We start from the raw sequence: 21,506 nt of genomic DNA on the forward strand, positions 1-21,506 counted from the left end.
TATGGCGTGGAGCTATGACGCTTATTTGCCCGTAGTGACCCGCCGTGAGTCTGGTGGGAATCCAAATGCGAAGAACCCGCGTTCTTCCGCATCGGGCCTCTTCCAGTTCCTCGATGACACGTACATGGCGTATGCTCGCCGTCTGTACCCGCGAATGTCCGAAGGCGCTCTTATGGCGCGTAAGAACGACGTTGCGACACAGAACGAAGTCATGAGGGCGTTCACCGAGGACAACGCAAACCGCCTGAGTAAAGCGGGTATTCCGCTGAGTAATGGCTCTGTGTATGCGGCTCACTTCCTTGGCCCTGCTGGTGCCATTCAGGCTCTCAGGGCCTCCGACGACACACCGATCAATCAGGTTGTGAGCGCCGATGCCATTAAGGCCAACCCAGGCGTCTTTAAGAACATCAGAACCGCTGGTGACTTCAAGCGATGGGCTGGCGCCTATGGTGGGGGCGCTCCTGCCGATCAGTCTGCGACTCCGATGGAGCTTGCTCTCCAGGAGCAGATCACTGGAGGCTCAGGAGACTCTCAACTGTCCGGTGGTGCTGGCACCGATACGCTGGCTACCGAGGCACAGCCTCAGTCCATGTGGGATCAGTTCCTCTCTGGAGGTCCTGGTGCGCTCTTTGGCGCTCCCGTTGAGGACTACAGCTTCAGTGATGGCCTCATTGGTGCTGGTGCGGCTCTTATGGCTCGTGACAACCCTCAGGGTGCTGCGGCTCTGGCTTCCGCCCTTCGCTACAAGAAGGATGGTAAGACCAAGGATAAGCGGCGTACGACCATCATTCGTGGTGCCGATGGCGCTACCTATGAGTACAATCAGGACACGGGCGAGAACCGTAAGCTCATCGACGCTCCTGCTAAGACCTTCACGGATTCCGCTCAGAAGACGTTCATTGACGTGAACAACAAGGCCGATACGGCGTACAACACGCTCGACCGCCTGAATACGTTCCGCAAGCAGCTTGTCTCTGGTGAACTCTCCGTGGACGCGCTTAACCGCGTTGGCACGTCTTGGCGCAACATTCTCGACGGGACGACCCCTGCCACGGGTATTCAGGACCGCAACGCGGCTCTGTTCTATCAGTGGCTCCACGAAGCTCGTGACGCGAAGCTTCTGGATGCGAATGGTGTTCAGACCGAGGGTGATGCTCAGAGGGCTATGGAGTCGATCCTGCCGGGCACCACGAAGTTCAGTAACCAGAGTGTGTCTGCGCTTCTCGATCAGTCGGCTAAGGGCTTCCGCAGCTTGTATGACCGCAACAGTCGCTACGGCCAGGACATGCTTCGCCGCTACGGCGGTGAGGATGGTGAGTACTACAATCAGCAGTACTCCGAGCGTACGCGGAGACTCGATGACTTCGAGCCTGAGTACGTTAAGCGCCGTGACGAATGGCTCAAGAACTACAACGTCCCTACGAGCCAAGGTGGTGATAGGCCGACCGTTACGGGCCGTCCTGAGCGTACTCAGCAGTCTCGCTATCGTGAAGGTCAGACCGCAACTGGACCAAATGGCGAAAAGATCATCTTCCAGAACGGAAGGTGGGTTCCACTAAAACAATAATAAGAGGAAGTAATGGAACAATTACCTGAGGGCTTTGTACTCGATGAGGACACAGAAGCCCAATCTTCTGCGCTGCCCGAAGGTTTCGTTCTCGACTCTGACGATCCGATGGAGGGCCAAGGTGTTCTGGAGAAGAGCGCCAAGGCTCTCCAGTACGGAGCAGCCCAACGTGCTGTCGGCTACGGCAAGACTCTGGATGCCATAGGAGTCGATACCGCTGGTAAGACATTGGTGGAGATGGGTGAGGCGCTTGCGCCAAAGGATTACCGTTCCGCCTCAGTAGATTTCTTTGACCCGCAAGAGAAGGATAGGGGCCTCTTTGGCTACGGATGGGGCTACGTGCCTCGTGCGCTGCTTGAACAGGTGCCAGGTCTAGCGGCCGATCTTGGTATTGGCGCTCTTACGGGCGGCTTTGGCTTCGTTGGGTCCAATGTGGCCGGGAACTTCGGTCCTGCCCTTGAAGCTCGTATGCAGAACGATGGTAAGACCCTGGATGATGCCGGGATTGTCGATTACACCGCTGTGGGTGCTGGTACGGCCCTGAACGCCTATCTGAACAAGGTGGGTATCGGGTCGGCTGTCTCCGCTCCTGTGAAGGGAGCCGGCTTGGGCGCTATCGCTCAAATCCCCGGTGCTATCGCCAAGGGTGCCGTTGCTGAAGGCTTGACCGAGGCCGCTCAGACGGCTGTGGATCAGGCGGCTACGCAGATCGGAACCGAGAGAGGGTATGACCCGAACCTCAAGGAGATCGCTGGCGCTGGTATCTTAGGTGGTGCCGCTGGTGGAGCCCTTAGGACCGCCCAGGTCCCAGGAGACGTACTCAACTCCATCAAGGATAGCTCCTTTGATGCCGAGTCTGCTACCCGCGTGGCTGACTACGCTCAGAGCTTGGGCGATGACCTTGGGAGCGAGAAGGGGGCCTATCGGGCTCTCAGCACCATCAAGGATCACTTCCAGAGACAATTCACGCACGTCAAATCCAAGGTGGCTAATGAGTTCATCAAGGAGACAGGTGCGGGTGATTTCATTACGGACCTCGATAACCGCCTGAACCATGGGTACACCCTGAAGAAAGGCGACTTCGCAGAGCTTGAGGCCATGTTTGGCGACCGCGCCGATGGTGTGGCCCTCATCAATGCGATCAAGGACCGTGACACTGTTAACCGCCTAGCCAATCGAGGCGTTGTAACCGATAGTGAGCAACGCTTTGGTGGTGGCCTGTCCGGTGGCAAGCTTGGACGCTTCATTAACCCGACTCGTGGTGTTGGTCGAGTGCTTGGCGCTGCCGCTGGTGCAACGCATGGCGCAAGTCAGCTTGCGATCCCATTCGCCTCACAGGCGGCTCTTGTGGCTCCGATGGCCCTGAAGGTCCTTGGGTCCCAGGTTGCGGGGTACACAGGCGCTCGTGCTATCGACTCCGTGCTTGGCACGTCCAAGCCGCTTGAACGCTTTGCTAACCGCTGGTCTGGTCATGCTGAGACGACCACGCCGAACCTTCCGAGTACGAAGGAACTCAAGGCGGCTCAGAAGGCTCTCCAGAAGCTCCAGGCTGAAGAGGATCGCATCTTACGCGATGCCGAACGCGGTGGTTCGGGTCGGAACTCGCCTGACGCCACACGTAAGGCCAAACAGACCGATAAGGCTTGGGAGCAATACAAGAAGGCTCAGAAGGCCCAGGAATCCGCTCTGGAGGCCCGTAGAGCCGATGAGGAAGCTGCGTGGGCCGATCATACCAAGCTGCCTAAGAACGCCTCTGAGGAGGCTCTGTGGGCCGAATATGATGCCATGCAGAACGCCCGTGCGTCTCAGGTCGCGGAGCTTCAGTCCGGTATGGCCGCTGCGGCGGGTATGAACCGGAAGCGGGATGCTGACCTTGTGGTTCAGGCTCTCAACAAGCTCGCTGAGGCCCAACAGGCTCGTGAGGCTGGTTGGGATAAGGGTAAGAAGCAGAAGGCCGCTCAGGACGCTCAGGATGCCCGTAGGCAGGAAGAAATCGACCGCGCCTATGAGCAAGTCGGATCGCTCCCGAAACAGGCTTCTGAGGATGCCCTGTGGGCTGAGTATGAGCGTTCCCAGGAGGCCGATCAGGCTCGTGCGCTTGAGGAGCTGGCCGGGATCAACGCCGTCGAGGCGATGAACCGTCAGGACCATCTGGACGTAGTGGCTAAGGCCCTAAATCGTCTGGCTCAGGTACAAGCTCAGAAGTCCCAGGACTTCGATAAGGGTAGGGCTCAAGTGGCCTCTCAGGAAGCTCAGGAGGCGAAAGCATCCCAGGCTCGTGAGAATGAGTACCTGAAGGCAGAAGCCGCACGGCGCAAACCGTCCCCTGAGGAGATTAAGGCTCAACAGGAGGAGGCCGCGTGGGCTGAGTACGAGCGGGAGCAGGACGAGGATTGGAACGACGCTGACGCTGAGAAGGCCATCCAGGCTGAACTCAAGAAGCGCGATAGCGAGTCTAAGAAGCTTGTGGCTCAGTCCAAGAAGGCTAAGGAAGCTCGTGAGAAGCTGGCTAAGAAGGCCGAGGAGGCTGCGGCTAATCCGAAGCCGGGTGAGATGCCTAAGGTCCAACCGACCAAGGGTGGGCTCGCTGAGAAGGCCCTTGAGAAGCTCTCACAGGCCGTTGAGGTCGAAGGTGATGAGTATGTGACCCGTAGGGGTGTTCAGGAATCCCGTATTCCTAAGGACTCCATTCGAACCACTCCAGAACGCTGGAAGGCAAGTGTTCAGCAACATTTCGAGGTTCGTGAGAAATTCGCAAATGCTGTTGGGAAGCTTGGTGGACGCGGCTTCAAGGATGAGGTCAACGCTCTGTTGGCTCGTATGTCCAACCAAGCTCAGTCTTGGGAAGAGGCTTACAGCTACTTCGAGGACTTCGTGAACGAACCAAAGCACGAACGCCTAGCGAACGAGATTTGGGACGTGTTCAACGAGCACATGGCTGCATTGAAAGGAACGTATAAGCATGACAAAGCGCCTCGTTAACATTGGCGAGGGGCGTATCATTGAGATGGCAGAAGGGGAGGGCAAAAAGCCCTCTCCCAAGCCTCGCAAGCCCCGCGCAAAGAAGCCGGGACCGAAGAGGGCAAAGCGAAAGAAGTCTCAGAGTAAATGGGGCATCAAGCAACCGGGGAAGGGACGTGGCAGACACGTTGGAACCTCCGTGAAGATGGCCCTGATTCCCGGCTATCGTGAATGGTGGAATCTCCGCCAGAAGCAAAATTCAGAATACATGATTGGGTCGCGTTCGCGCCTTGGTGTCCCTGATGGGATGCGGAAGGCCGAGGCCCTGAAGGCATGGGCAGAAGCCCGAAGAAAGGCTGAAATTCACATGGCAAACATGAAAAAGGCTGGCCTCCTGCCCGATGATGAAATTGTGCAGAAGGCTACTCAGGCTACCCTCGAAATCCTTGAGGGGCCTATGAACCAAGATATGAAGCTCAAGGCTGCGCGTCAGCTTCTTGACTTCTACAAGGCGAAACCCGCCAGCAAGTCTGAGGTCACTGTCAACGCCGCTGAGGCGTGGCTTGCATCTCTGGCTGAAGCTGAGGGTGACAAAGAGTAACAAGAGATACCGTGGGGTCCTGCTTCCGTAGGTCTAAGACAGGATAGCCAAGAGTCAGGCTTTTGCCCCGCCTCACGGTTCAACACATACGACTTACTATGGATCAGAAACTCATTGAAATCAGAAGGAGGCTCAAGGACGAGTTCGCGTTCTACTCTCGTAGCGCGGTGAAGATTCGCACTAAGAGCGGCGACGTTCGCCCTCTGGTCCTCAACAAAGTTCAGCAAAAGTTGGATGAGGTTGTGGAGGCCCAATACAAGGCCACAGGGAAGGTGCGCGTCATCATCCTGAAGGCTCGTCAGCAGGGCTTGTCCACCTATACCTCCGCGAAGATTTATTCTCGCATCTCACAAATGAAGGCCAAGAAGGGCCTCGTGGTCGCTCACAAGGCTGACTCCACTCGTGCGTTGTTCGATATGTACCAACGCATCCATGCGGAGATGCCTGAGCTTCTTAAGCCGTCCACGCGATATAGCTCCCGGCGGGAACTCGTGTTCGACAAGCTCGACTCAGGCTTGATCGTGGCGACCGCTGGTGGTGACGGTATCGCTCGTGGCGAGACGATCACACACTGTCACTTGTCCGAGGTCGCGTTCTGGCCTGTGGCTACCGCCGCAGACAACCTTAACGCTCTCCTCCAGGCAATTCCGAACCGCAAGGACACAGAGGTTTACGTCGAGTCCACCGCTAACGGTATGACTGGCGTGTTCTATGAACTCTGGCAGGGTGCTGTCAGGGGAGAGAACGGCTTCATTCCGTTCTTCAGCCCTTGGTTCGACTCCGATGAGTACCGTGAGCCTGTCCCTGAGGGATTTGAGCGCACGTATGAGGAGGAAGAACTCGCAGAACTGTATGGTCTTGACGATGAACAGTTGATGTTCCGTCGCATCAAGATCGCACAGACCTCCCGCGAACAGTTCATGCAGGAGTACCCGTCGTGCGCTGATGAGGCGTTCATCACGTCTGGTCGCCCTGTGTTCAATCCAGAGCAAATCCAAGAGCTACTCCGCAACGCTCCCGAGCCTATCGCAAGAATGGCTGTTGAGGATGGAGTGCTGCGTGAGCATCCGAGAGGAGAATTGCTTGTCTATCATCCATTCGACCCCGCTGAGGTTTATACCATCGGCGCTGACGTGGGTATGGGCGTACGTGATGGTGACTATAGTGTGGCCCAAATCCTCGACTCCCGTAAGAGGCAAGTGGCTGTCTGGCGCGGTCTGGTGCATCCAGACTATTTCGCAGACATTCTTCAGGCTTTGGGGATTCACTACAATACCGCACGGATCGCACCAGAAAATAACAACCACGGCATCCTAACCGCTGTGCGACTTGGGCGCGATCTTGCGTACCCAAATGTGTTCACTGAGGTCAACGAGGGTAAGCTGAACGATCAGCACACCATCGCTATCGGCTTCCGCACCAACGTCAAAACCAAGCCGCTGATTATCGACCGCTTACGTGCCGCTTGCCGCGAGTGTGAAATCGAAATCAACGACAAAGAGACGTTGCGCGAGATGCTTTCGTACATCGTGAACGAAGCAGGACAGATGGAGGCAGAGCCGGGGAACCACGACGACTGTGTGATGAGCCTCGCAATCGCCAACCATTGTCACGAAGGGAAGTTCACCCCGATCCATGTGACGGATGATTTTTACATCGAAGCTATTTAATCAATAAGAAAGGTCAATAATGGCCCGAAAGGAACTATCTAACGAGCAAATCGGGACCCTGATCGACCGTAAGATTCATTCGGCTATCGGGGTCGCCGCTTCCAACCTCTCCAAAGAACGCGAGAGGGTGCTGAAGTACTACGATGGTGCGCTTCCGAAGCCTCAACACGCTGGACAGTCCACCTACGTTTCCAATGACGTTTACGATAGCGTCGAAGCGATGAAGGCAGACCTTCTGGAAACCTTCGGAGGCTCCCAGGACAACGTGAAGTTTACGGCTCAGGGACCTGACGATGTTGAGGCTTGCCGTATCGCAACCGAGTACGTTTCATATATCTTCTACAGAAGGAACAACGGCTGGAAGGTTCTTCACGATCTTGTCGATGACGGCCTGAAGGCGCGTGTCGGCGTCGTGAAGGCGTATTGGGACGAAGATAAGGAATACGATGACGAGGAGTTTGAGGGTCTGGATGAACAGACCGTCCAGGCTCTCGTAGCTCAGGATGACGTTGAGGAGCTTGAGGCCGAGCATCAGGGCGATGGCACCTTTGCTGGTACGCTGTCGCGTGTGAAGGCTGATCGTTCCGGCGTCAAGGTTGAGAACGTTCCGCCTGAGGAGTTCATTGTTGAGCCTCAGGCCAAGTGCCTCCAGGGCTACTTCCATGGTCAGCGAACCCTTCTGACGAAGGACGAGCTTCGCCGGATGGGCATTGATACCAAGCCCCTCAAGGGCGTGGCCCCTGACGGTGGAGAGATTGCCGAGCAGGATAACGAGACACAGACCCGCTTTGACCGCATCGGCTCTGGCTATCACCAGAACGATGATAGGGATGACGAGGACGCCAAGTACATCGTCTACGAGGTCTACGACACGTTCACGAAGAAGAAGGGTGACCGCCCACGGCTCCACAAGGTAGTCATGGCTGGCGGTAAGGTCCTCCTCTGCGAAGAGGTTGATCGTACGCCGTTCAAGGTGTTCGTACCGCTCCGTATGGCTCATTCGTTTTGGGGAACGAACTTCGCTCAGAGGGTCATTCCCACACAGAACGCCCGTACGGTCCTCACTCGTGGTATCTTGGATCACACGTCCATCACGAATAACCCGCGATACACGGTTCTCCAGGGCGGCTTGACGAACCCGCGTGAGATGCTCGATGGCCGCTTAGGTGGTCTGGTGAATATCTCCCGGCCCGATGCCGTGAAGCCTCTTGAACAGTCCCCGCTTAACCCGTTCGTGTTCCAGACCCTTGAGATGCTCAAGCAGAACAAGGAGGAGACGACCGGCACTAGCTCGCTGTCGCAGGGCTTGAACAAGGACGCGATCAGTACTCAGAACTCTCAGGGACTCGTTGAGGACCTTGTGGACCTGAGTAAACAACGCGCCAAGGTCATCGCACGTAACCTTGCCGACTTCCTTCAGGAGCTTTGGTTTGAAATCTACAATCTCGTGATCGAGAACGACACTCGTGAGAGCGTCTTTGAGGTCGCGGGGAATTGGGTAGAGATTGATCCAAAGACGTGGATTGAGCGCAAAGACGCTACCGTGACCTTCCATCTTGGGAAGGGTGCGGCTGATGCCGAGGCCCTTAGCCTTGCTCAGTTGCTCACGATGGCGACCGCCGATCCCGACCTATCCCGCATGATCCATGCGAAGAAGAAGTACAACATCGCCACTCACATTCTGCGACTGAAGGGCCACAAGAACCATCAGGACTTCATTGAGAACCCTGACGATCTTCCGCCTCCTCAGCCCGACCCGCAGCTACAGCTTCAGCTTCAGGAGATGCAGCTTCGGAACCGTGAGCTTGAGGTCAAGGTGCAGCTTGCCGAGATGAAGGTGCGTGAGGCCGAGATGAAGGCTCAGATCGCTATTCTTCAGGCACAGGTTGAGGCTCAGAAGCTTCCGCTTGAGCAAGAACTGGCTATCGCAGACTCGCATCGTAAGGACCTTCAGGTGGCTAACGAAATCGACGTGTCGCAGCGTGAGCTTGATATTGTCGAGAAGGCCCCTCAGGTCGAACCCGCGAAGGCAATCGTGTCTCCCAACTCATAACAATAAATAAGGAGAAACTTTTATGACGACTTCGCGTACGCCGCGACAGGCGATTGTGGAGTTCTGGAACTCGCTGCCGTCTCTTAGCGGCTTCGGTCAGGCCATGGCGACCAACTCTGTGCCGCCAGCTATTGATCGACTTCCGCCAGTGAACGGACAGGCTTTTAGGGAAAACCTCCGCAGGGAGATGGGTATGCCGAATGGTGCCCCTCCTAGCGGAGGTAGCCTCCCCGGCACACGTCGATACCCGATGGCCGAGGACCCCATGACCGCTGGTGGCTCTCATTACGCCACAGGATCGGATGACCCCATGGGTCCTGGTGCTTACCCAAGCTCAGGGCCGCAGAGGATCACTCCTAGGGTCCCTAGAGGTCCCATCAGGCGTCCTCCTGCCCACACGGCTCCTGCGTCCCCTGGACCCGCTCAGGCGGCTCCTCAGGTGGCTCCACGCCCTGTGTTTGATGGAGGCGATGGGTGGATTTCGCCCGATCAGGCTGCGGCTCAGAACCGTGCGCTTCTTGAGGCTTCGGCCTCTGGTGCGGCTGGTCCTCAGTTCCAGGCTGGTGCGGCCACGACCCTCGCAGGGATGAACCCCAACGTTCAGACGAGCTACGCAAGTGGCTCCGGTAATCCGCCTCCCGGCTCTGGCCTGTTGGCGTTCCTGAACTCTGGCGCGATGCCTGTGTTCAAGGCGTCTGAGGTTGGCCCCACTGATTGGCAGGGTCCTGTGCTGCCTCATGAGAACACCGGAAAGCGTGTGGGTGTCGTGGAAGGCTCTGTGGCGCATCAGTTCCAAGAGTCTCCAATGGGCAAGCTGGCTGGCTTGTTCGGTATCAACCCATTTGGAATGTAACGAATATGGCTTCCCCCTCTGCTTCGGCATGGGGAGGCTCTCTCAACAATGCTCCTCACGCCTCTCATGGAAGCGCACCCGAGGAGCTACTTTCAGGGAGTACGAGAGCCTGGTTTCATCTACGTGCCTTGGACGCACGTAACGCTGGTTCAAATCCAGCCTCCCTGACCAACCATCAGGAGGTCTAATGACAGACCAAATGACTGACTCCGAAGTGATTACATGGGGTGATCTAGCGGAGTCCCTAATCAATAACCCCGCATACATCGAACTGTACGATAGGATCACGATGGACTTGGCTAAGGAAATGCTCGCCTCGTCCATGCACGAGAAAGAGTACAGAGACGATCTTTTCGCAACCTACAACGGGATGAGAGCTTTCGCCAACCGTCTCGTGAATATGGTCGAAGCCAAGCAAACTGTCCTCCAGCGCATTGATGAGGAGAACGGCATCGAACCAGATTTTGAAAATGAATAAGGACTGACAACTAATGTCTCAAGCTATCGGAAACGACGCTTTTAATGATTCCGGCCTCGATATTGATGGGGCCGCTGACGAACTCATGAAACTCTGGATGCCAGACGACGCTCATGATGAGCCATCGGATGAACCGGAGGATGAGGACAATGACGAGGACCTGATCGAAGATGAGGACGAGTCTGACGAGGATTCCGCTGACGAGCTAGATGAATCGGATGACGAGGACGAGTCGGATGAGGACGAAGAGGAAGCTGACGAGGACGATGAGGACTCCGATGAGGACGACGATGAGCCTAAGAAGGGCAAGCGCCTCAAGGACGACGATATCGTTTCGGTGAAGGTTGGTGACGAGGACATTGATGTTCCCGTTAAGGACCTGAAGCGCCTCTACGGCCAGGAGAAGGCTCTCACACAGAAGTCTATGGAAGTCGCTGAGACTCGCAAGACTCTTGAATCCCTCAGTGAGCGGCATGTTGCTGCCGCAGAAGCTCTCCATCAGAGGGCGCTTAAGCGATTTGAACCCTACGCCAAGATTGATTGGGCACTCGCTGTCAAGGAATTGGACACGGAAGAGTATAAGGCGCTTCGTGATGAAGCTACCAGAGCGTACGAGGACGTGCAGTTCTACGAGCAGGAGGTCGATAACTACCTTGGCGAACTGAAGAAGGCGCGTGAGAACGAGCGTATGAACACCGCTCGTAAGACGCTTGCCGCGCTTCGTGATCCCAAGTCGGGCATCAAGGGCTTTAACGAGAAAATGTATCAGGAGATGGGGAAGTATGCCGTCGAGAACGGTATGACCCCTGAGCAATTCGCCTCGATTGTCGAGGAGGCTCCCCTGCGTTTCATCGCCAAGGCCATGCTGCTTGATAGGGGGAAGGCGAAGGTCGTTACGAAGAAGATCGACAAGAAGAACAAGAAGATCGTGAAGTCTCGTACGGCTCCTTCGGTGACGAAGCAGACCTTCAGCAAATCGAAGAAGAACGACTATCTCAACCGTCTGCGTAGGACGGGTAGCGTCGAGGACGCTGCGGAGGCGCTTCTGGCTGGGTGGATGTCAGACGACGACTAATCACCCCCAAATTTTCATCCCATAACATAGTAAAACAAGAAGGATAATAACTACTATGGCTCAGTTCAAGACCTACGATCAGGTTGGCGATAAGGAGGACGTGTCCAACATCATCTCCAACCTGACCCCGACCCGTACGCCGTTCACTTCCGGTATCGGCACGGAGTCGATCCACAACACCCTCTTCCAGTGGCAGGAGGATGAACTCCGCGCTGTGCAGGAGAACGCTCAGGTCGAAGGCTTCACCGCTCAGGACGCTACGCTGTCTCCGACCCGTATGCGGAACAACGTCACGCAGATCCTCGAAAAGACCATCAAGGTCTCTGGATCGGCTGACAAGCGCGATACCTATGGCCGCGCCAAGGAGTCTGCCTACCAGATGGGTAAGGCTATGGCCGAGGTTAAGCGCGATTTGGAACACGCTGCCATCGGTACGGGCCAGACCAAGGTTGAGGGTGACTCTAACACCGCCCGTAAGTTCGCTGGCTTCCAGGCCCAGGTTGACTCCACGCACATCGTTGAGGAGGCGTTCGGCGGTCTGACCGAGGGCAAGCTCCTGAGCACCCTCCAGCTTCTCTGGAACGCTGGTGCGGAGCCGAACGCTGTCATGGTGACGGGTGACAACGCTATCCGCGTTGCCGAGTTCGCCAAGGCTTCGGGCCGTCAGCGCAACGTCGATGCTGAGACGAAGATCGTGAACGCGATCGACCTCTACGTGTCGCCGTTCGGTAAGGTGGCGATCCAGCTTAACCGCTTCCTGAAGGCGGGTGATACCCTCGTGTATGACCCTGCGGATTGGAAGCTGGCTGTGTTCCGCAACTGGTTCCGTGAGACGCTGGCGAAGGACGGCGACTCGACCAAGATGATGGTCGTGGGCGAGTTCTCGCTGAAGCACAAGAACTACAAGGCTTCTGCGGTTATCCGCGAGGCTGCGTCTGAGGGCTAATCCCCTCAGTCGCCTTAGTTCGTAAGGTCAATCAATGGGACTCCTAGGAAACCCCTAGGGGTCCCTTTTTCATACGAGTGACTATGACACAACTGATTATCGACTCCGATTATGCGTTTGGTGAGAACGCCGATGGGCTGTTCATCGAACACAAGCAGGAAATCACGCAGAGCTTCTTAGACCGACTTAAGGAGGCCCGTAATGGGTCCACACAAGGTCCTGCGGGAGAGTTCCATCTCGCCGCTTCTATTCCGACCGTTGTGTACGAGAAATGGCTCCGCGAGGGGTACGACGTGGCCCAAGAGCCGATCAGCAAGACCCTCGCAAAGCTCCGCGCCGAGCATCTCGATTACTTCATTGCCACAGATAAGAGATTGTAACGAATGAATTACGGAGAGCTTCAAACCCTTTTCAGGTCGCGGCTTAATCGCCGTGACGTAACACCTACTCAGGTGCAGGACTTTATCAAAACTTCGATCCAGAGGACACAGAGGCTCCTCCGCACTCCAGGCTCCGAGGTAGCCACTGAGGTAACTATCACTGACGAGTACAACGGCTTTGCCATTCCCGGTGACTTCCTCCAGCTTGTCGCTCTGATCGCAGATGATGACCACGAGATTATCCGTACGAACCTCACGAACGCCCTGAGGCGCTCAAAGAACCAAGGTTCCCCTCGTGTGTTCGCAAGAAACCGTGACAAGCTCGTGCTTGGTCCCCGGCCTCTACCGGGTAGCATCATCACGATTGTCTACCATGCAGATTTCAGCGCCCTCTATGACGCTACCGATGAGAACTGGCTCACGCAGATTGCGCCAGACGTGATTATCAACGGTGCCCTTGAGGACGCCTGTACTCACTTTAACGATCCCCGCGCCGACCGCTTCGAGACGAAGTTCACGCAAGGCATCGTTGACCTGAACCTGATGGCTCAGGCTGACGAAACCACGAACGCCTCCGTGGAGCCGGGGTATTCCCTTGATTACGCAAGCGAGGAGGGCTTCTAATGGCTTCTTCTTCGTTCTATCAGAACAACCCCACGCCTTCTAAGGTCGAGGACCTTGAGAAGCTCGTGGAAACCGTTGAGGAGTATGCCGATCAGGTTGAGGCGGATCGAAACTCCGCCCAACAGTTTGCTGACGCTGCGGAGCAGAGTGCAACCAACGCGGCCAATAGCGCCACGGCGGCGGCTAACTCTGCCTCTGCGGCCAATACCTCCAAGATCAACGCGGCTGCTTCTGAGTCCAATGCGGCTCTTTCGGCTGGTGCTGCGGCTGCGAGTGAAGCGGCGGCGGCCCTGAGTGAAGCCAATGCTGCCGCAAGTGCGGATCAGGCGGCTCAGAACGCCGAGGAAGTTGGTGATCTTCTCAATGACGCCAATGCGGCTAAGGATGCTGCCCAAGACTCCGCTTCTGCGGCTGCGAATAGCGCCTCACAGGCTCTAAGCTACCGCAACACGGCTGAGAGCCACAAGAACGCTGCGGCTACCTCTGCGGGTAACGCCGCGACTTCTGAGGCTAACGCTCTGGCGTCCAAGAACGCTGCGGCTGCTTCTGCGTCCACTGCGGAGGCTCATAAGAACGCCGCTGCGGCCTCTGCGACGACCGCTGAGAGCCATAAGAACGCTGCGGCTACCTCTGCCTCCAATGCGGCGGGATCGGCTTCTACGGCCACGACAAAGGCTTCTGAGGCGTCCTCAAGTGCTGCCTCTGCCTTGGCGTCCAAGAACGCTGCGGCGGTGAGTGAAGCTAATGCGGCTGATAGTGCCGATGCGGCTGCGGCGAGTGCCGATCTTGCGGCTTATAACGCTGCCACGGCTGATGTTCGCACGAACCTCCCGAACGTGTTCTCTGAGACACAGTATATCGCAAACAGCTATCCGTACTTAGCCCTTCATGAGACAGGCGGTCCCTCAGGTAATGAGATTCTCCGTATCGGTTATGAGGGCGGTGTCTTTTGGGCCGCTTCTGTGGACGCCGCTGATGTTTCATGGGGTAGGGATATCCTGTGGATGGACGTGCCTAACGGTGAGTTCTGGTTCGGTCCTCACGAGGCATGGCACCGAGGAAGCATTGACTTCGTTGGAATGATCCTCCCGTTTGCTGGTGGTGATGACGCGAAGATTCCTCCAAGGTTCATCCTGTGTGACGGGCGAAACGTTTCCCGTACGACCTATGTAAAGCTCTTTGAGCGCATTGGAACCACATGGGGTGTCGGTGACGGCTCTACTACGTTCACTATCCCCGATCTTCGTGGTCGTACCCTCTTCGGTAGGGATCGTGGCGTAAACCGAATCAACTCCTACCTTGGGGACGCTGTTGGTTCCGTTGGTGGCGATCAGCGACCGCACAACCATACCCATACAGGGTCGGGTAACACTGGCAACGAGTCTGCTGACCACGCTCACTACATGGAGTTCTGGTCTGGTATCGCTGGCGATCACGCGCACACCTACTATGTGTCGGATGCGAACAACGGTGGTGGTGGTTCTCAGTACCAGGACACCGCAACCCTACAACGCGCTGCTACCACTAGCACGAACGGTGCCCACCAACACTTGATTGCTGGTTGGACCGGAAGTCGGAGTGCCGCTCACTACCACTCCTACTCGTTCACCACTAGCGCGTTCGGTGGGGGTGCGTCTGGCAACATTCCTCCTGCCGCCGTCGTCAACTATCTGATCTATGCAGGTGTCTAATGCTTGTAATTCCCTATGAACTCTATGAGAGCTACCAAGGGACGCTTGAGGCGCGAGTGGAGGCTTTCAAGGCCGCACTCGCCCATCATGCGACTACGGTAGACGAACCCGCTCCGATTGAAGATGCGTTGGTGGAGCGCCTTGCTCGCTCAGGTGAACCTTTTGAGAGCGCACCGCCTCCTCCTCCGAATGAAGTGGAGCCTGTGGAGCCAATCGTTATCGAGCCTGAGGAGCCGCAAGTAACCGCTGGTCAGGCCAAGGTGACTCTTGCGAGATACAAGCGCGTCCCTGTGATGGCTAACTATCTCATTGATGGTTATGTGACGGAGACTCAGGCTGTCCATGAGGATGGCACTCCGGCCTGGTTCATCACACCTGACCCGGCTGTTGAAGGAGAAAACCTCCTTGAACTCACGGAGGCTGTGATCGCTCAGTACCCGCTCGATATCCGCATGTGGTATCAGGCGGCTCTCCATTGGAAGAAGAGTAACCCATACGTTCGTGGCATTGCCCTGGAACTTGGGCTGACAGACGAACACCTAGACGAGTTGTTCTTCTACGCATCTCAGCTTGAGGAGTGACATACAGACTACTATGGGAGGTCCTTAGGGGCCTCCTTTTTTTCGAGGACTCCCATGAAAATCACATACAACCGTGACCGCTTCTTCGCGGCCATTAAACCCATCTATGGGAAGTTCACGCAGGACCAAGTGGATGGTCTTAACTATCTCTTGGACGCTTGGGAGACGCATTACCCGAATGGTTCTCTCAAGTTCCTGGCGTACTGCCTTGCTACCGCCTACCACGAGACGAACACGACCATGCAGCCTGTCATTGAGGCTTACTGGCTGTCTGAGGGATGGCGGCAACGGAATCTCCGTTATTACCCGTTCTATGGACGCGGCTATGTCCAGCTAACGTGGGACTACAATTACGAGAAGGCTCAGAAGCGTCTCAAGGAACTCTTCGGTATCGAAGTGGACCTCGTGAAGTCCCCGGCCAAAGCCTGTGACCCATACCTGGCTGCCCTCATCCTCTACGTAGGATGCACGGAGGGATGGTTTACGGGGAAGAAGCTGGTTGACTACTTCGCTGGTGACAAAGCCGACCCAATCAATGCCAGACGCATTGTGAACGGCACGGACGAGGCGAAGAAGATCGCTGGTCACTACCACACCTTCGTAAAGGCTCTTTTGGCCTCTGAGGAGAAAAGGGAATCAAAACCTTTACCTGTAGAAACGCCACAGACGCCAAAAGTAGAAAGCCCGAAGGTGATTGTACCTGAGGAAATTGCCCAAAATAAAGAAAAAACCGATACTGAGCCTAAACAGGCCAGCATCTTATCTCTATTCTTCAAGTTATTTGGAGTAGGCTAATGGTTACAGAAACCATTGTTAAATTCGTGCTGAAGGAGGTTAAGGACCTGATCCTTCCTGAGCTTACGAAGGCTGTGGAGGCGAACCCTCCTGCGACCCCTGAGGAGGCCAAGGCTCTTGCCGAGGCGAAGCTAGCTCAGGCCCTCTCGCAGATGGACCTTTCCAAGCTCGACCTTCAGTCTAGCTCCAGCTTCCGAGCGAACTGGCGCTCCTTCATTGGATGGATCGCTGGTGCCTCGTTGGCTTACGAGCTTCTCGTGCGCCCGATCACGACGTTCATTCTGGTGAACTGGTTTGAGGGTGCTTCTGTGCTGCCTCCCGCTCCTGCGGAGTTCTGGCGCGTTCTCATTGGAATCGTGGGGCTAGGCTAATGAACGGAGCTATCCAGTGGTCTGACGTACTGACCATCATCGGCCCGACAGTGGCCGCAGCCCTCGCCATCTATGGATGGGCAGAGAAACAGTTCACCGCAATCAGGAAGGAACACTCCCTGTTCCGTGAGGAGGTTGCGAAGGAATATGTCTCCCACTCGACTCTTGAGAAGTTTGAGGAGCGGCTCCTGGCCGCAATCGACAAGCTTGGAGACAGGTTAGATAATTTCGTAGCGAACAGATAAAAAAAACCGATAGAGGAACCAAGGGATATCCCAAGGCTCTCTATCGGTTTTTTTTCGTTACATGACGATCTTCAAGATCATCTCAAGGACCGTGAGGTTATACAGGGCCACGAGGAGATGCCGCGCTGCGGGAGTCTCCAAGGTCCAGTCAACGTAACGGGTCCAGTAGTCAACAATCGTACTCATCGGATGGGGCAAGCTCCTGTTGCACAATCGGCGTCCAGGGCATCGTCCATGGTTCCCGAGCTAGTCAGGTTCACGGAGCGAAGCTCGTTCGCGTAGTTGTAGAAGGTGTCCTTATCCACGACCTCCTGAGGGAGATACGGGTAGCCGAGGTCCTCTGCCGTCTTGGTCGGGTCCGTCCTGAACAGGAACGACACACCAACGTACGTGTCCCAATTACGGTCGATCCAATCGACAATCTCAGGGACCTCAGAGGGGTCATAGCTCACCGTGATCGAACAGTTATGCTGAACGTAGTGGTCCATCATGAACTTGTACCGATCAAGCTGACTAACAGCAGACTCAAGATTGACGTGCTTGCCATCAACAGTGTCAAAATCAACATCCTCCCACGATACGGGGAAGGTGATAAGAACAGCGTCAGAGGCATAAGGATCGTCAAATACGCGATAGCCAGCTTCACGACAGATATCCACAAGGGGGTCATGCTTGCTGAACCTCACATTGTTGAAGATATAGCGACCGAGAGGACGATGGATGCCCTCAGTGGTGTCCATGATCTTCGAGAGGGTGCCAGAAGGCTTGATGGTCGTTACAGCCTGTGACCGGGGGAGGTTAAGCTCATCAGCCATCTTCCACGAGCCACGCACAGCCGTACGCTTCACGCACGACACATGCTCTGCGCTGTGCTGGTACTCCCACCGCACGATACCCGTAAGGCCCACGCCAGTCAGACGTAGAAACTCATTGAGTTCGTGCCAAGTGCTCTGAAGCACCCCATCGCGTAGGTCCACACACGTTTGGCGGTAGTTTGCACGAGCAACCAGATAGACCGCTTCGATAAGCCCATTCCAATCTCCATTGAACTTCGCAAGATCGACCTCAACCAGATTACAGAAGCTCTTGTTGCCGAGGAGAATCTCCGCGCAAGGGTTACAGCCCTTGAACCAAGGCGCTCTTGTGAGAGCCGTAGTCGCGTTGATGAACCCTGGCTCCGAGCCTCCGCTCTCCACGATCATGTCGAAGATGGAGGTCAGATCGTTTCGAGTGGGCTTGTGGTAGAATAGGAGGCTGTTATTGGATTGGGCTCGCTGAGGATTATCAATCCAGTGGTCCTTCTTCGCCGTGGCAAATGCCGACCACTCAGGATCACCGTACGGGACAAGAGCAATCTCAGCCGACCTTCGGGAAGAAAGTGTCGTTCCCAAATGGTTGAGAATGTCGAGAATGTCGATACGTGTAAGAAGTCTACCCGCTCTGTGATTGAGTAGGGTGACGATTGCCTCCATGGCTTTGCTGATAGTCTCATCTCCTGAGCTAATCCAACCATAGCCAGAAAGACGAATACCCGCAGGGCGGATTTCACTGAAGTCAAGGATGAGGCGATCACACGGCCTCTTGTTCGCAAGAAGCTTACCGGGGAGCTTTGCCCAAGCTTCTGCGCTATCACCGACAACGATTTTCCAAACAAGTCTGTGGCCCTCCTGTGTGAAAGTTTCGACGTTCTGTTCGTTACCCTTCGCATTGGGGTCCGTCTTGGTGGACCGCACAACCTGAAGCTCAACGGGCTTACTGAAGCCACTCAGGACGCCCACGATAGGCTCAAAGCCCACGCCGCAGCCTTGCAGGAGCAACCAGAACTGATCGACGGTATCGTGAACAGTTTCGGTGCGCCCGAAGCTACAGTTGAACATGGACGCCTCACGGCGCTTCGCTACATCGGTGCCGCCCAACCAGAGGGTACGGCCAGAAGTGGTGACTTTGCGCTGAAGCATGAGGCTCCGAAGAGACTCAAGCTCCAACACCTGAGCGGGACGCAGAGCCTTGCCCTGCGCCCGTTCCCAAAGCCACCGCTGATGACCGATCACGCGGTCAACAGTCTCCTCCCACGTCTCAAAGATCGTTCCGGCGCTGTCCAACGGCCTGTTGTACGTGCGGCGGGTAATCACCTGAGCGCGTGTGGAGGGGACGAATAGCGGTGCGTTATTCATATGTGATACAACCTCGTATGTTATTAGTCGTTATTTGAGGAGTCCTCCTGGGTATCATCAGAACCCATGAGAGTTACGATGACCTCCTGTGCTGCCTCGATGGCCTTGTCCTGCTCCCAAGCGAAGTAGAGGAGGCCAAGGTTGAGCGTCAGAGACGCCCCAAGGATGAACGTCAGCATCAGTCAAGAAACGCGGCCACAGCCGCAGCCAGACCAACGAAGATGAAGGCCACGAACCAGACCGTTACGCCGAAGATGGTCGGGAGGAACACGAGCCACGCGGGGAGGCCGCTGAACATATCAACGGCGTACCAGAGGACCGCGAGGACAACCTGAATGAGAAGAAGCCAAGGCATGATTAGCCTCCTTTGGTGAAGTTGATTTCAATGTCGAGGAAGATGGCCCCAATAATGAGGCCAAGGACGAACATGAGGCCGTAGTACATCAGCCAACCAGATAGCCGGGGGCGTGAGAGGTCGAGCCGTACGCCTCAACCACGAGGTCCGTGAGAACCGGAGGAGCGTAGCTGGGTCCCTTGAGAACCTTGCCATCCTCACGGCGAACCGGCTTACCATCATCTCCGAGCTTGCTCATGTTGGACGCATGAACACGACGGAACGCCTCTGCGAAGTTGTCCTCACCCACAACCGCGACCACGCGGGTCAGCATCATGAGGATTTCATCGGCTGCGGCATCGGTCGGTGCCAGCCCGAAGTGATGAAGGTTAATCATCAGGCCCGTAGACACGTAGAGGAGGTCTGCGGCTTCCTTCAGGACGTTGGCGAGGCTCTCCACGGTGTCATCCGTGAGGTCGATAGCCATGGCCTCCAGAAGCTCCAGGCGCTCCTCATCCACGAGCGTCAGCCACAGATCGACCGAAGGTGGCATCTCGAAAGCCTGGATGAACTCAGCCACAGAAGCGGCGGGGTTGAAAGACGCTGTAACGTTGCTTTGAGTGTCCACGAAAAAGTCAGTGTTGGTCATGATTGCGCTGCTCCTGTGCTGCGTATTGAAGGGATTGGTAGGTGTTGCGGCCATAGGTGTTCCTCGCATTGGCAATGAGGAGCTGGCCGAGCTTGAAGTGAAGGTGAAAGGCTTGGTCGAGGGAGATCAGTAGGGTGCCATCCTCGTTCCCGATCCATACGTCCCCATCGTCATCAATGGAGACTTCCATGGGCGAGTAGTACGCACGAGGCCCCTGTTCTCCTGCGATGCTGAAGGAGTCAGGATGGATCATTGGAAACCTCTAGCGAGAATGTCGATCCACGAAGCCGCCACCACGAAGAGGACAGGGGACACGAAAATGACAGCCGTGATGACCCCTGAGAGTTTGAATAGGAATTGAGCCATTAGTTCATCCTTTCTGGTGTCAGTCCTGCTTTCTGAATGAGTTCTCTGATGAGGGCCTTGCGCCACTCAATCGTCTCCTTGATGTGGTTGTACTCAGTGTAACCAACAGAGGCATCAAGGCGTCTGCGATCAGCACGGAGCTTCACAATCTGGTCGATGAGTTCGTTTTCAATTGCTTCCAGTTCCATTAGATGCCCTCCTCATGGAAAGCCCTGACCCATTGGGCGCAAATATCCGACCTCACAATGTCATCCATCGTGAACTCGATAATCGGCACAGGCAGGGAGTACTTCTTGACCATGTGAATGACCTTACGAAGCCCTGAGGTTTCCTTCAGGTCCGTTTGGCTCACATCGCCGTTGATGATGACTTGGCTACCTTCCCCGATACGGGTCAGGAACAGCTTCATCTCTTGGGGTAGCGTGTTCTGAGCTTCATCCAGAATGATGAGGCTGTGGTCCCACGAGGACCCACGCATCGTCTCAAAAGGAACAACAATAATATCATCGTTCCTTACCGCATTATCAAATACGTTAGAGCCGAGCCGCTGAGAAATGACGCCAGTGAGAGGAGCCACCCAAGGAGCGAACTTCTCTTCGAGGGTGCCTGGGAAATAACCAAGGCTCCGTCCTGCTGGTACGTTAGGTCGAGTGATGATGACCCGTCGTACACGATGTAAGCGGAGTTGGTCAGCCGCATGAGTTCCTGCGATAAACGTCTTTCCCGTTCCCGCTGGTCCCATGACGATGATTTGTTGAGAGTCTCTGAGTGCATCGAGGTAGACTCCTTGGTTGGGAGTGAGGGGCCGAATAGGCTCCGGCCTCCTCTCATGTGAAAACTTCTCAGCCTTTCGGCGGCTTTTACTCATTAGGACCTCATTGGGTTGTCTAAAGCTCTTGAGATAACGGATAGCAAGTCGTATGCCTGACCCCACGAAAGTTCGATGAGGTCAGCCTGTTGCATACCCGGCGTATCTTGGCGGATCACGACTCCTGCACGGTCAGCCCACACTTCCACTGAAGGCTTGCGAGGGTCATTGACCTCCCACCAATAGCCTTCAGGCTCCGCGTGTTCTATGACCCGCTCAGGGAC

22 protein-coding genes and 1 tRNA gene are annotated in these 21,506 nt (G+C 55.8%); 16 read left to right on the top strand and 7 right to left on the bottom strand.

Annotation, left to right across the window (positions count from 1 at the left end):
* Position 1 precedes the first annotated feature (1 nt).
* The 16 genes from L879_RS0103760 (at position 2) to L879_RS0103830 (ending at position 16,891) form a co-directional block, all read left to right on the top strand.
* Complete coding sequence (locus L879_RS0103760) at positions 2-1,567, top strand: transglycosylase SLT domain-containing protein (protein WP_035458624.1); 1,566 nt, start codon at positions 2-4, stop codon at positions 1,565-1,567.
* Positions 1,568-1,579: 12 nt separating this feature from the next.
* Positions 1,580-4,549, top strand: coding sequence for a hypothetical protein (locus L879_RS0103765; RefSeq protein WP_027314935.1), 2,970 nt, complete (start codon positions 1,580-1,582; stop codon positions 4,547-4,549).
* Entirely contained in the window at positions 4,530-5,129 is a 600-nt protein-coding gene (locus tag L879_RS0103770; protein ID WP_027314936.1) for a hypothetical protein, read from the top strand. Before L879_RS0103765 ends, L879_RS0103770 begins: the two co-directional genes overlap by 20 nt.
* A 98-nt stretch (positions 5,130-5,227) precedes the next feature.
* Positions 5,228-6,799: a terminase large subunit gene (locus L879_RS22555; RefSeq protein WP_051435014.1), complete on the top strand. Its 1,572-nt coding sequence runs from the start codon at positions 5,228-5,230 to the stop codon at positions 6,797-6,799.
* 19 nt (positions 6,800-6,818) lie between these two features.
* Positions 6,819-8,852, top strand: a complete 2,034-nt coding sequence (locus tag L879_RS0103780) for a portal protein (RefSeq protein ID WP_027314937.1) — start codon at positions 6,819-6,821, stop codon at positions 8,850-8,852.
* Positions 8,853-9,798: 946 nt separating this feature from the next.
* A tRNA-Pro gene (locus L879_RS23510) sits at positions 9,799-9,876 on the top strand.
* Between the two features lie 16 nt (positions 9,877-9,892).
* Entirely contained in the window at positions 9,893-10,183 is a 291-nt protein-coding gene (locus L879_RS0103785) for a hypothetical protein (RefSeq protein ID WP_027314938.1), read from the top strand.
* A 13-nt stretch (positions 10,184-10,196) separates the two neighbouring features.
* Complete coding sequence (locus tag L879_RS20350) at positions 10,197-11,258, top strand: magnesium transporter CorA family protein (protein WP_035458625.1); 1,062 nt, start codon at positions 10,197-10,199, stop codon at positions 11,256-11,258.
* A gap of 55 nt (positions 11,259-11,313) precedes the next feature.
* Positions 11,314-12,204 (top strand): SU10 major capsid protein, encoded by an 891-nt coding sequence (locus L879_RS0103795; protein ID WP_027314939.1) that lies wholly within the window; start codon positions 11,314-11,316, stop codon positions 12,202-12,204.
* A gap of 83 nt (positions 12,205-12,287) precedes the next feature.
* Entirely contained in the window at positions 12,288-12,584 is a 297-nt protein-coding gene (locus L879_RS0103800; protein WP_027314940.1) for a hypothetical protein, read from the top strand.
* Between the two features lie 3 nt (positions 12,585-12,587).
* Positions 12,588-13,208 carry a phage adaptor protein gene (locus L879_RS0103805; protein WP_027314941.1) on the top strand — a complete coding sequence of 207 codons (621 nt, stop codon included), beginning with the start codon at positions 12,588-12,590 and terminating at the stop codon, positions 13,206-13,208.
* Positions 13,208-14,899, top strand: coding sequence for a phage tail protein (locus L879_RS24170; RefSeq protein WP_051435015.1), 1,692 nt, complete (start codon positions 13,208-13,210; stop codon positions 14,897-14,899). Before L879_RS0103805 ends, L879_RS24170 begins: the two co-directional genes overlap by 1 nt.
* A complete protein-coding gene (locus L879_RS0103815) occupies positions 14,899-15,480 on the top strand; it encodes a hypothetical protein (RefSeq protein WP_027314942.1) in 582 nt (193 codons plus the stop codon). The genes L879_RS24170 and L879_RS0103815 overlap by 1 nt, the downstream gene beginning before the upstream one ends.
* Before the next feature lie 54 nt (positions 15,481-15,534).
* On the top strand, positions 15,535-16,275 hold the full coding sequence (locus L879_RS20360) for a lysozyme family protein (RefSeq protein WP_051435016.1): 741 nt from the start codon (positions 15,535-15,537) through the stop codon (positions 16,273-16,275).
* A complete protein-coding gene (locus L879_RS20365) occupies positions 16,275-16,646 on the top strand; it encodes a 3TM-type holin (RefSeq protein ID WP_035458627.1) in 372 nt (123 codons plus the stop codon). Before L879_RS20360 ends, L879_RS20365 begins: the two co-directional genes overlap by 1 nt.
* A complete protein-coding gene (locus L879_RS0103830; protein WP_027314943.1) occupies positions 16,646-16,891 on the top strand; it encodes a hypothetical protein in 246 nt (81 codons plus the stop codon). Before L879_RS20365 ends, L879_RS0103830 begins: the two co-directional genes overlap by 1 nt.
* A 57-nt stretch (positions 16,892-16,948) precedes the next feature.
* Here L879_RS0103830 and L879_RS24455 read toward each other — a convergent pair whose 3' ends face one another.
* From L879_RS24455 to L879_RS0103880, 7 genes are all read right to left on the bottom strand, one after another.
* Positions 16,949-17,077 (bottom strand): hypothetical protein, encoded by a 129-nt coding sequence (locus L879_RS24455; RefSeq protein ID WP_275944442.1) that lies wholly within the window; start codon positions 17,075-17,077, stop codon positions 16,949-16,951.
* A complete protein-coding gene (gene nrdJ / locus L879_RS0103840; protein WP_027314944.1) occupies positions 17,074-19,065 on the bottom strand; it encodes a ribonucleoside-triphosphate reductase, adenosylcobalamin-dependent in 1,992 nt (663 codons plus the stop codon). The genes L879_RS24455 and nrdJ overlap by 4 nt, the downstream gene beginning before the upstream one ends.
* A gap of 178 nt (positions 19,066-19,243) precedes the next feature.
* A complete protein-coding gene (locus L879_RS23515; protein ID WP_154664075.1) occupies positions 19,244-19,420 on the bottom strand; it encodes a hypothetical protein in 177 nt (58 codons plus the stop codon).
* Positions 19,421-19,508: 88 nt separating this feature from the next.
* On the bottom strand, positions 19,509-20,048 hold the full coding sequence (locus L879_RS20370) for a pyrophosphohydrolase domain-containing protein (protein ID WP_051435017.1): 540 nt from the start codon (positions 20,046-20,048) through the stop codon (positions 19,509-19,511).
* Entirely contained in the window at positions 20,035-20,301 is a 267-nt protein-coding gene (locus tag L879_RS23845) for a hypothetical protein (protein WP_027314945.1), read from the bottom strand. Before L879_RS23845 ends, L879_RS20370 begins: the two co-directional genes overlap by 14 nt.
* 112 nt (positions 20,302-20,413) lie before the next feature.
* The gene (locus tag L879_RS0103875; RefSeq protein ID WP_027314946.1) at positions 20,414-20,602 is read right to left on the bottom strand and encodes a hypothetical protein; all 189 of its coding nucleotides are present in this window, start codon (positions 20,600-20,602) and stop codon (positions 20,414-20,416) included.
* On the bottom strand, positions 20,602-21,282 hold the full coding sequence (locus L879_RS0103880) for a PhoH family protein (RefSeq protein WP_027314947.1): 681 nt from the start codon (positions 21,280-21,282) through the stop codon (positions 20,602-20,604). Before L879_RS0103880 ends, L879_RS0103875 begins: the two co-directional genes overlap by 1 nt.
* Positions 21,283-21,506: the final 224 nt, after the last annotated feature.

This window comes from Microvirga flocculans ATCC BAA-817 (assembly GCF_000518665.1).
GTDB classification, from domain to species: domain Bacteria; phylum Pseudomonadota; class Alphaproteobacteria; order Rhizobiales; family Beijerinckiaceae; genus Microvirga; species Microvirga flocculans.

Coding starts and splice junctions, on each gene's coding strand:
- L879_RS0103760 (WP_035458624.1), top strand. CDS start 2: ATGGCGTGGAGCTATGACGCTTATTTGCCCGTAGTGACCCGCCGTGAG.
- L879_RS0103770 (WP_027314936.1), top strand. CDS start 4,530: ATGACAAAGCGCCTCGTTAACATTGGCGAGGGGCGTATCATTGAGATG.
- L879_RS0103830 (WP_027314943.1), top strand. CDS start 16,646: ATGAACGGAGCTATCCAGTGGTCTGACGTACTGACCATCATCGGCCCG.
- L879_RS0103800 (WP_027314940.1), top strand. CDS start 12,288: ATGACACAACTGATTATCGACTCCGATTATGCGTTTGGTGAGAACGCC.
- L879_RS23515 (WP_154664075.1), bottom strand. CDS start 19,420: ATGCCTTGGCTTCTTCTCATTCAGGTTGTCCTCGCGGTCCTCTGGTAC.
- L879_RS0103815 (WP_027314942.1), top strand. CDS start 14,899: ATGCTTGTAATTCCCTATGAACTCTATGAGAGCTACCAAGGGACGCTT.
- L879_RS24170 (WP_051435015.1), top strand. CDS start 13,208: ATGGCTTCTTCTTCGTTCTATCAGAACAACCCCACGCCTTCTAAGGTC.
- L879_RS20350 (WP_035458625.1), top strand. CDS start 10,197: ATGTCTCAAGCTATCGGAAACGACGCTTTTAATGATTCCGGCCTCGAT.
- L879_RS23845 (WP_027314945.1), bottom strand. CDS start 20,301: ATGATCCATCCTGACTCCTTCAGCATCGCAGGAGAACAGGGGCCTCGT.
- L879_RS24455 (WP_275944442.1), bottom strand. CDS start 17,077: ATGAGTACGATTGTTGACTACTGGACCCGTTACGTTGACTGGACCTTG.
- L879_RS20360 (WP_051435016.1), top strand. CDS start 15,535: ATGAAAATCACATACAACCGTGACCGCTTCTTCGCGGCCATTAAACCC.
- L879_RS20370 (WP_051435017.1), bottom strand. CDS start 20,048: ATGACCAACACTGACTTTTTCGTGGACACTCAAAGCAACGTTACAGCG.
- L879_RS0103765 (WP_027314935.1), top strand. CDS start 1,580: ATGGAACAATTACCTGAGGGCTTTGTACTCGATGAGGACACAGAAGCC.
- L879_RS20365 (WP_035458627.1), top strand. CDS start 16,275: ATGGTTACAGAAACCATTGTTAAATTCGTGCTGAAGGAGGTTAAGGAC.
- L879_RS22555 (WP_051435014.1), top strand. CDS start 5,228: ATGGATCAGAAACTCATTGAAATCAGAAGGAGGCTCAAGGACGAGTTC.
- L879_RS0103795 (WP_027314939.1), top strand. CDS start 11,314: ATGGCTCAGTTCAAGACCTACGATCAGGTTGGCGATAAGGAGGACGTG.
- L879_RS0103805 (WP_027314941.1), top strand. CDS start 12,588: ATGAATTACGGAGAGCTTCAAACCCTTTTCAGGTCGCGGCTTAATCGC.
- nrdJ (WP_027314944.1), bottom strand. CDS start 19,065: ATGAATAACGCACCGCTATTCGTCCCCTCCACACGCGCTCAGGTGATT.
- L879_RS0103880 (WP_027314947.1), bottom strand. CDS start 21,282: ATGAGTAAAAGCCGCCGAAAGGCTGAGAAGTTTTCACATGAGAGGAGG.
- L879_RS0103875 (WP_027314946.1), bottom strand. CDS start 20,602: ATGGAACTGGAAGCAATTGAAAACGAACTCATCGACCAGATTGTGAAG.
- L879_RS0103780 (WP_027314937.1), top strand. CDS start 6,819: ATGGCCCGAAAGGAACTATCTAACGAGCAAATCGGGACCCTGATCGAC.
- L879_RS0103785 (WP_027314938.1), top strand. CDS start 9,893: ATGACAGACCAAATGACTGACTCCGAAGTGATTACATGGGGTGATCTA.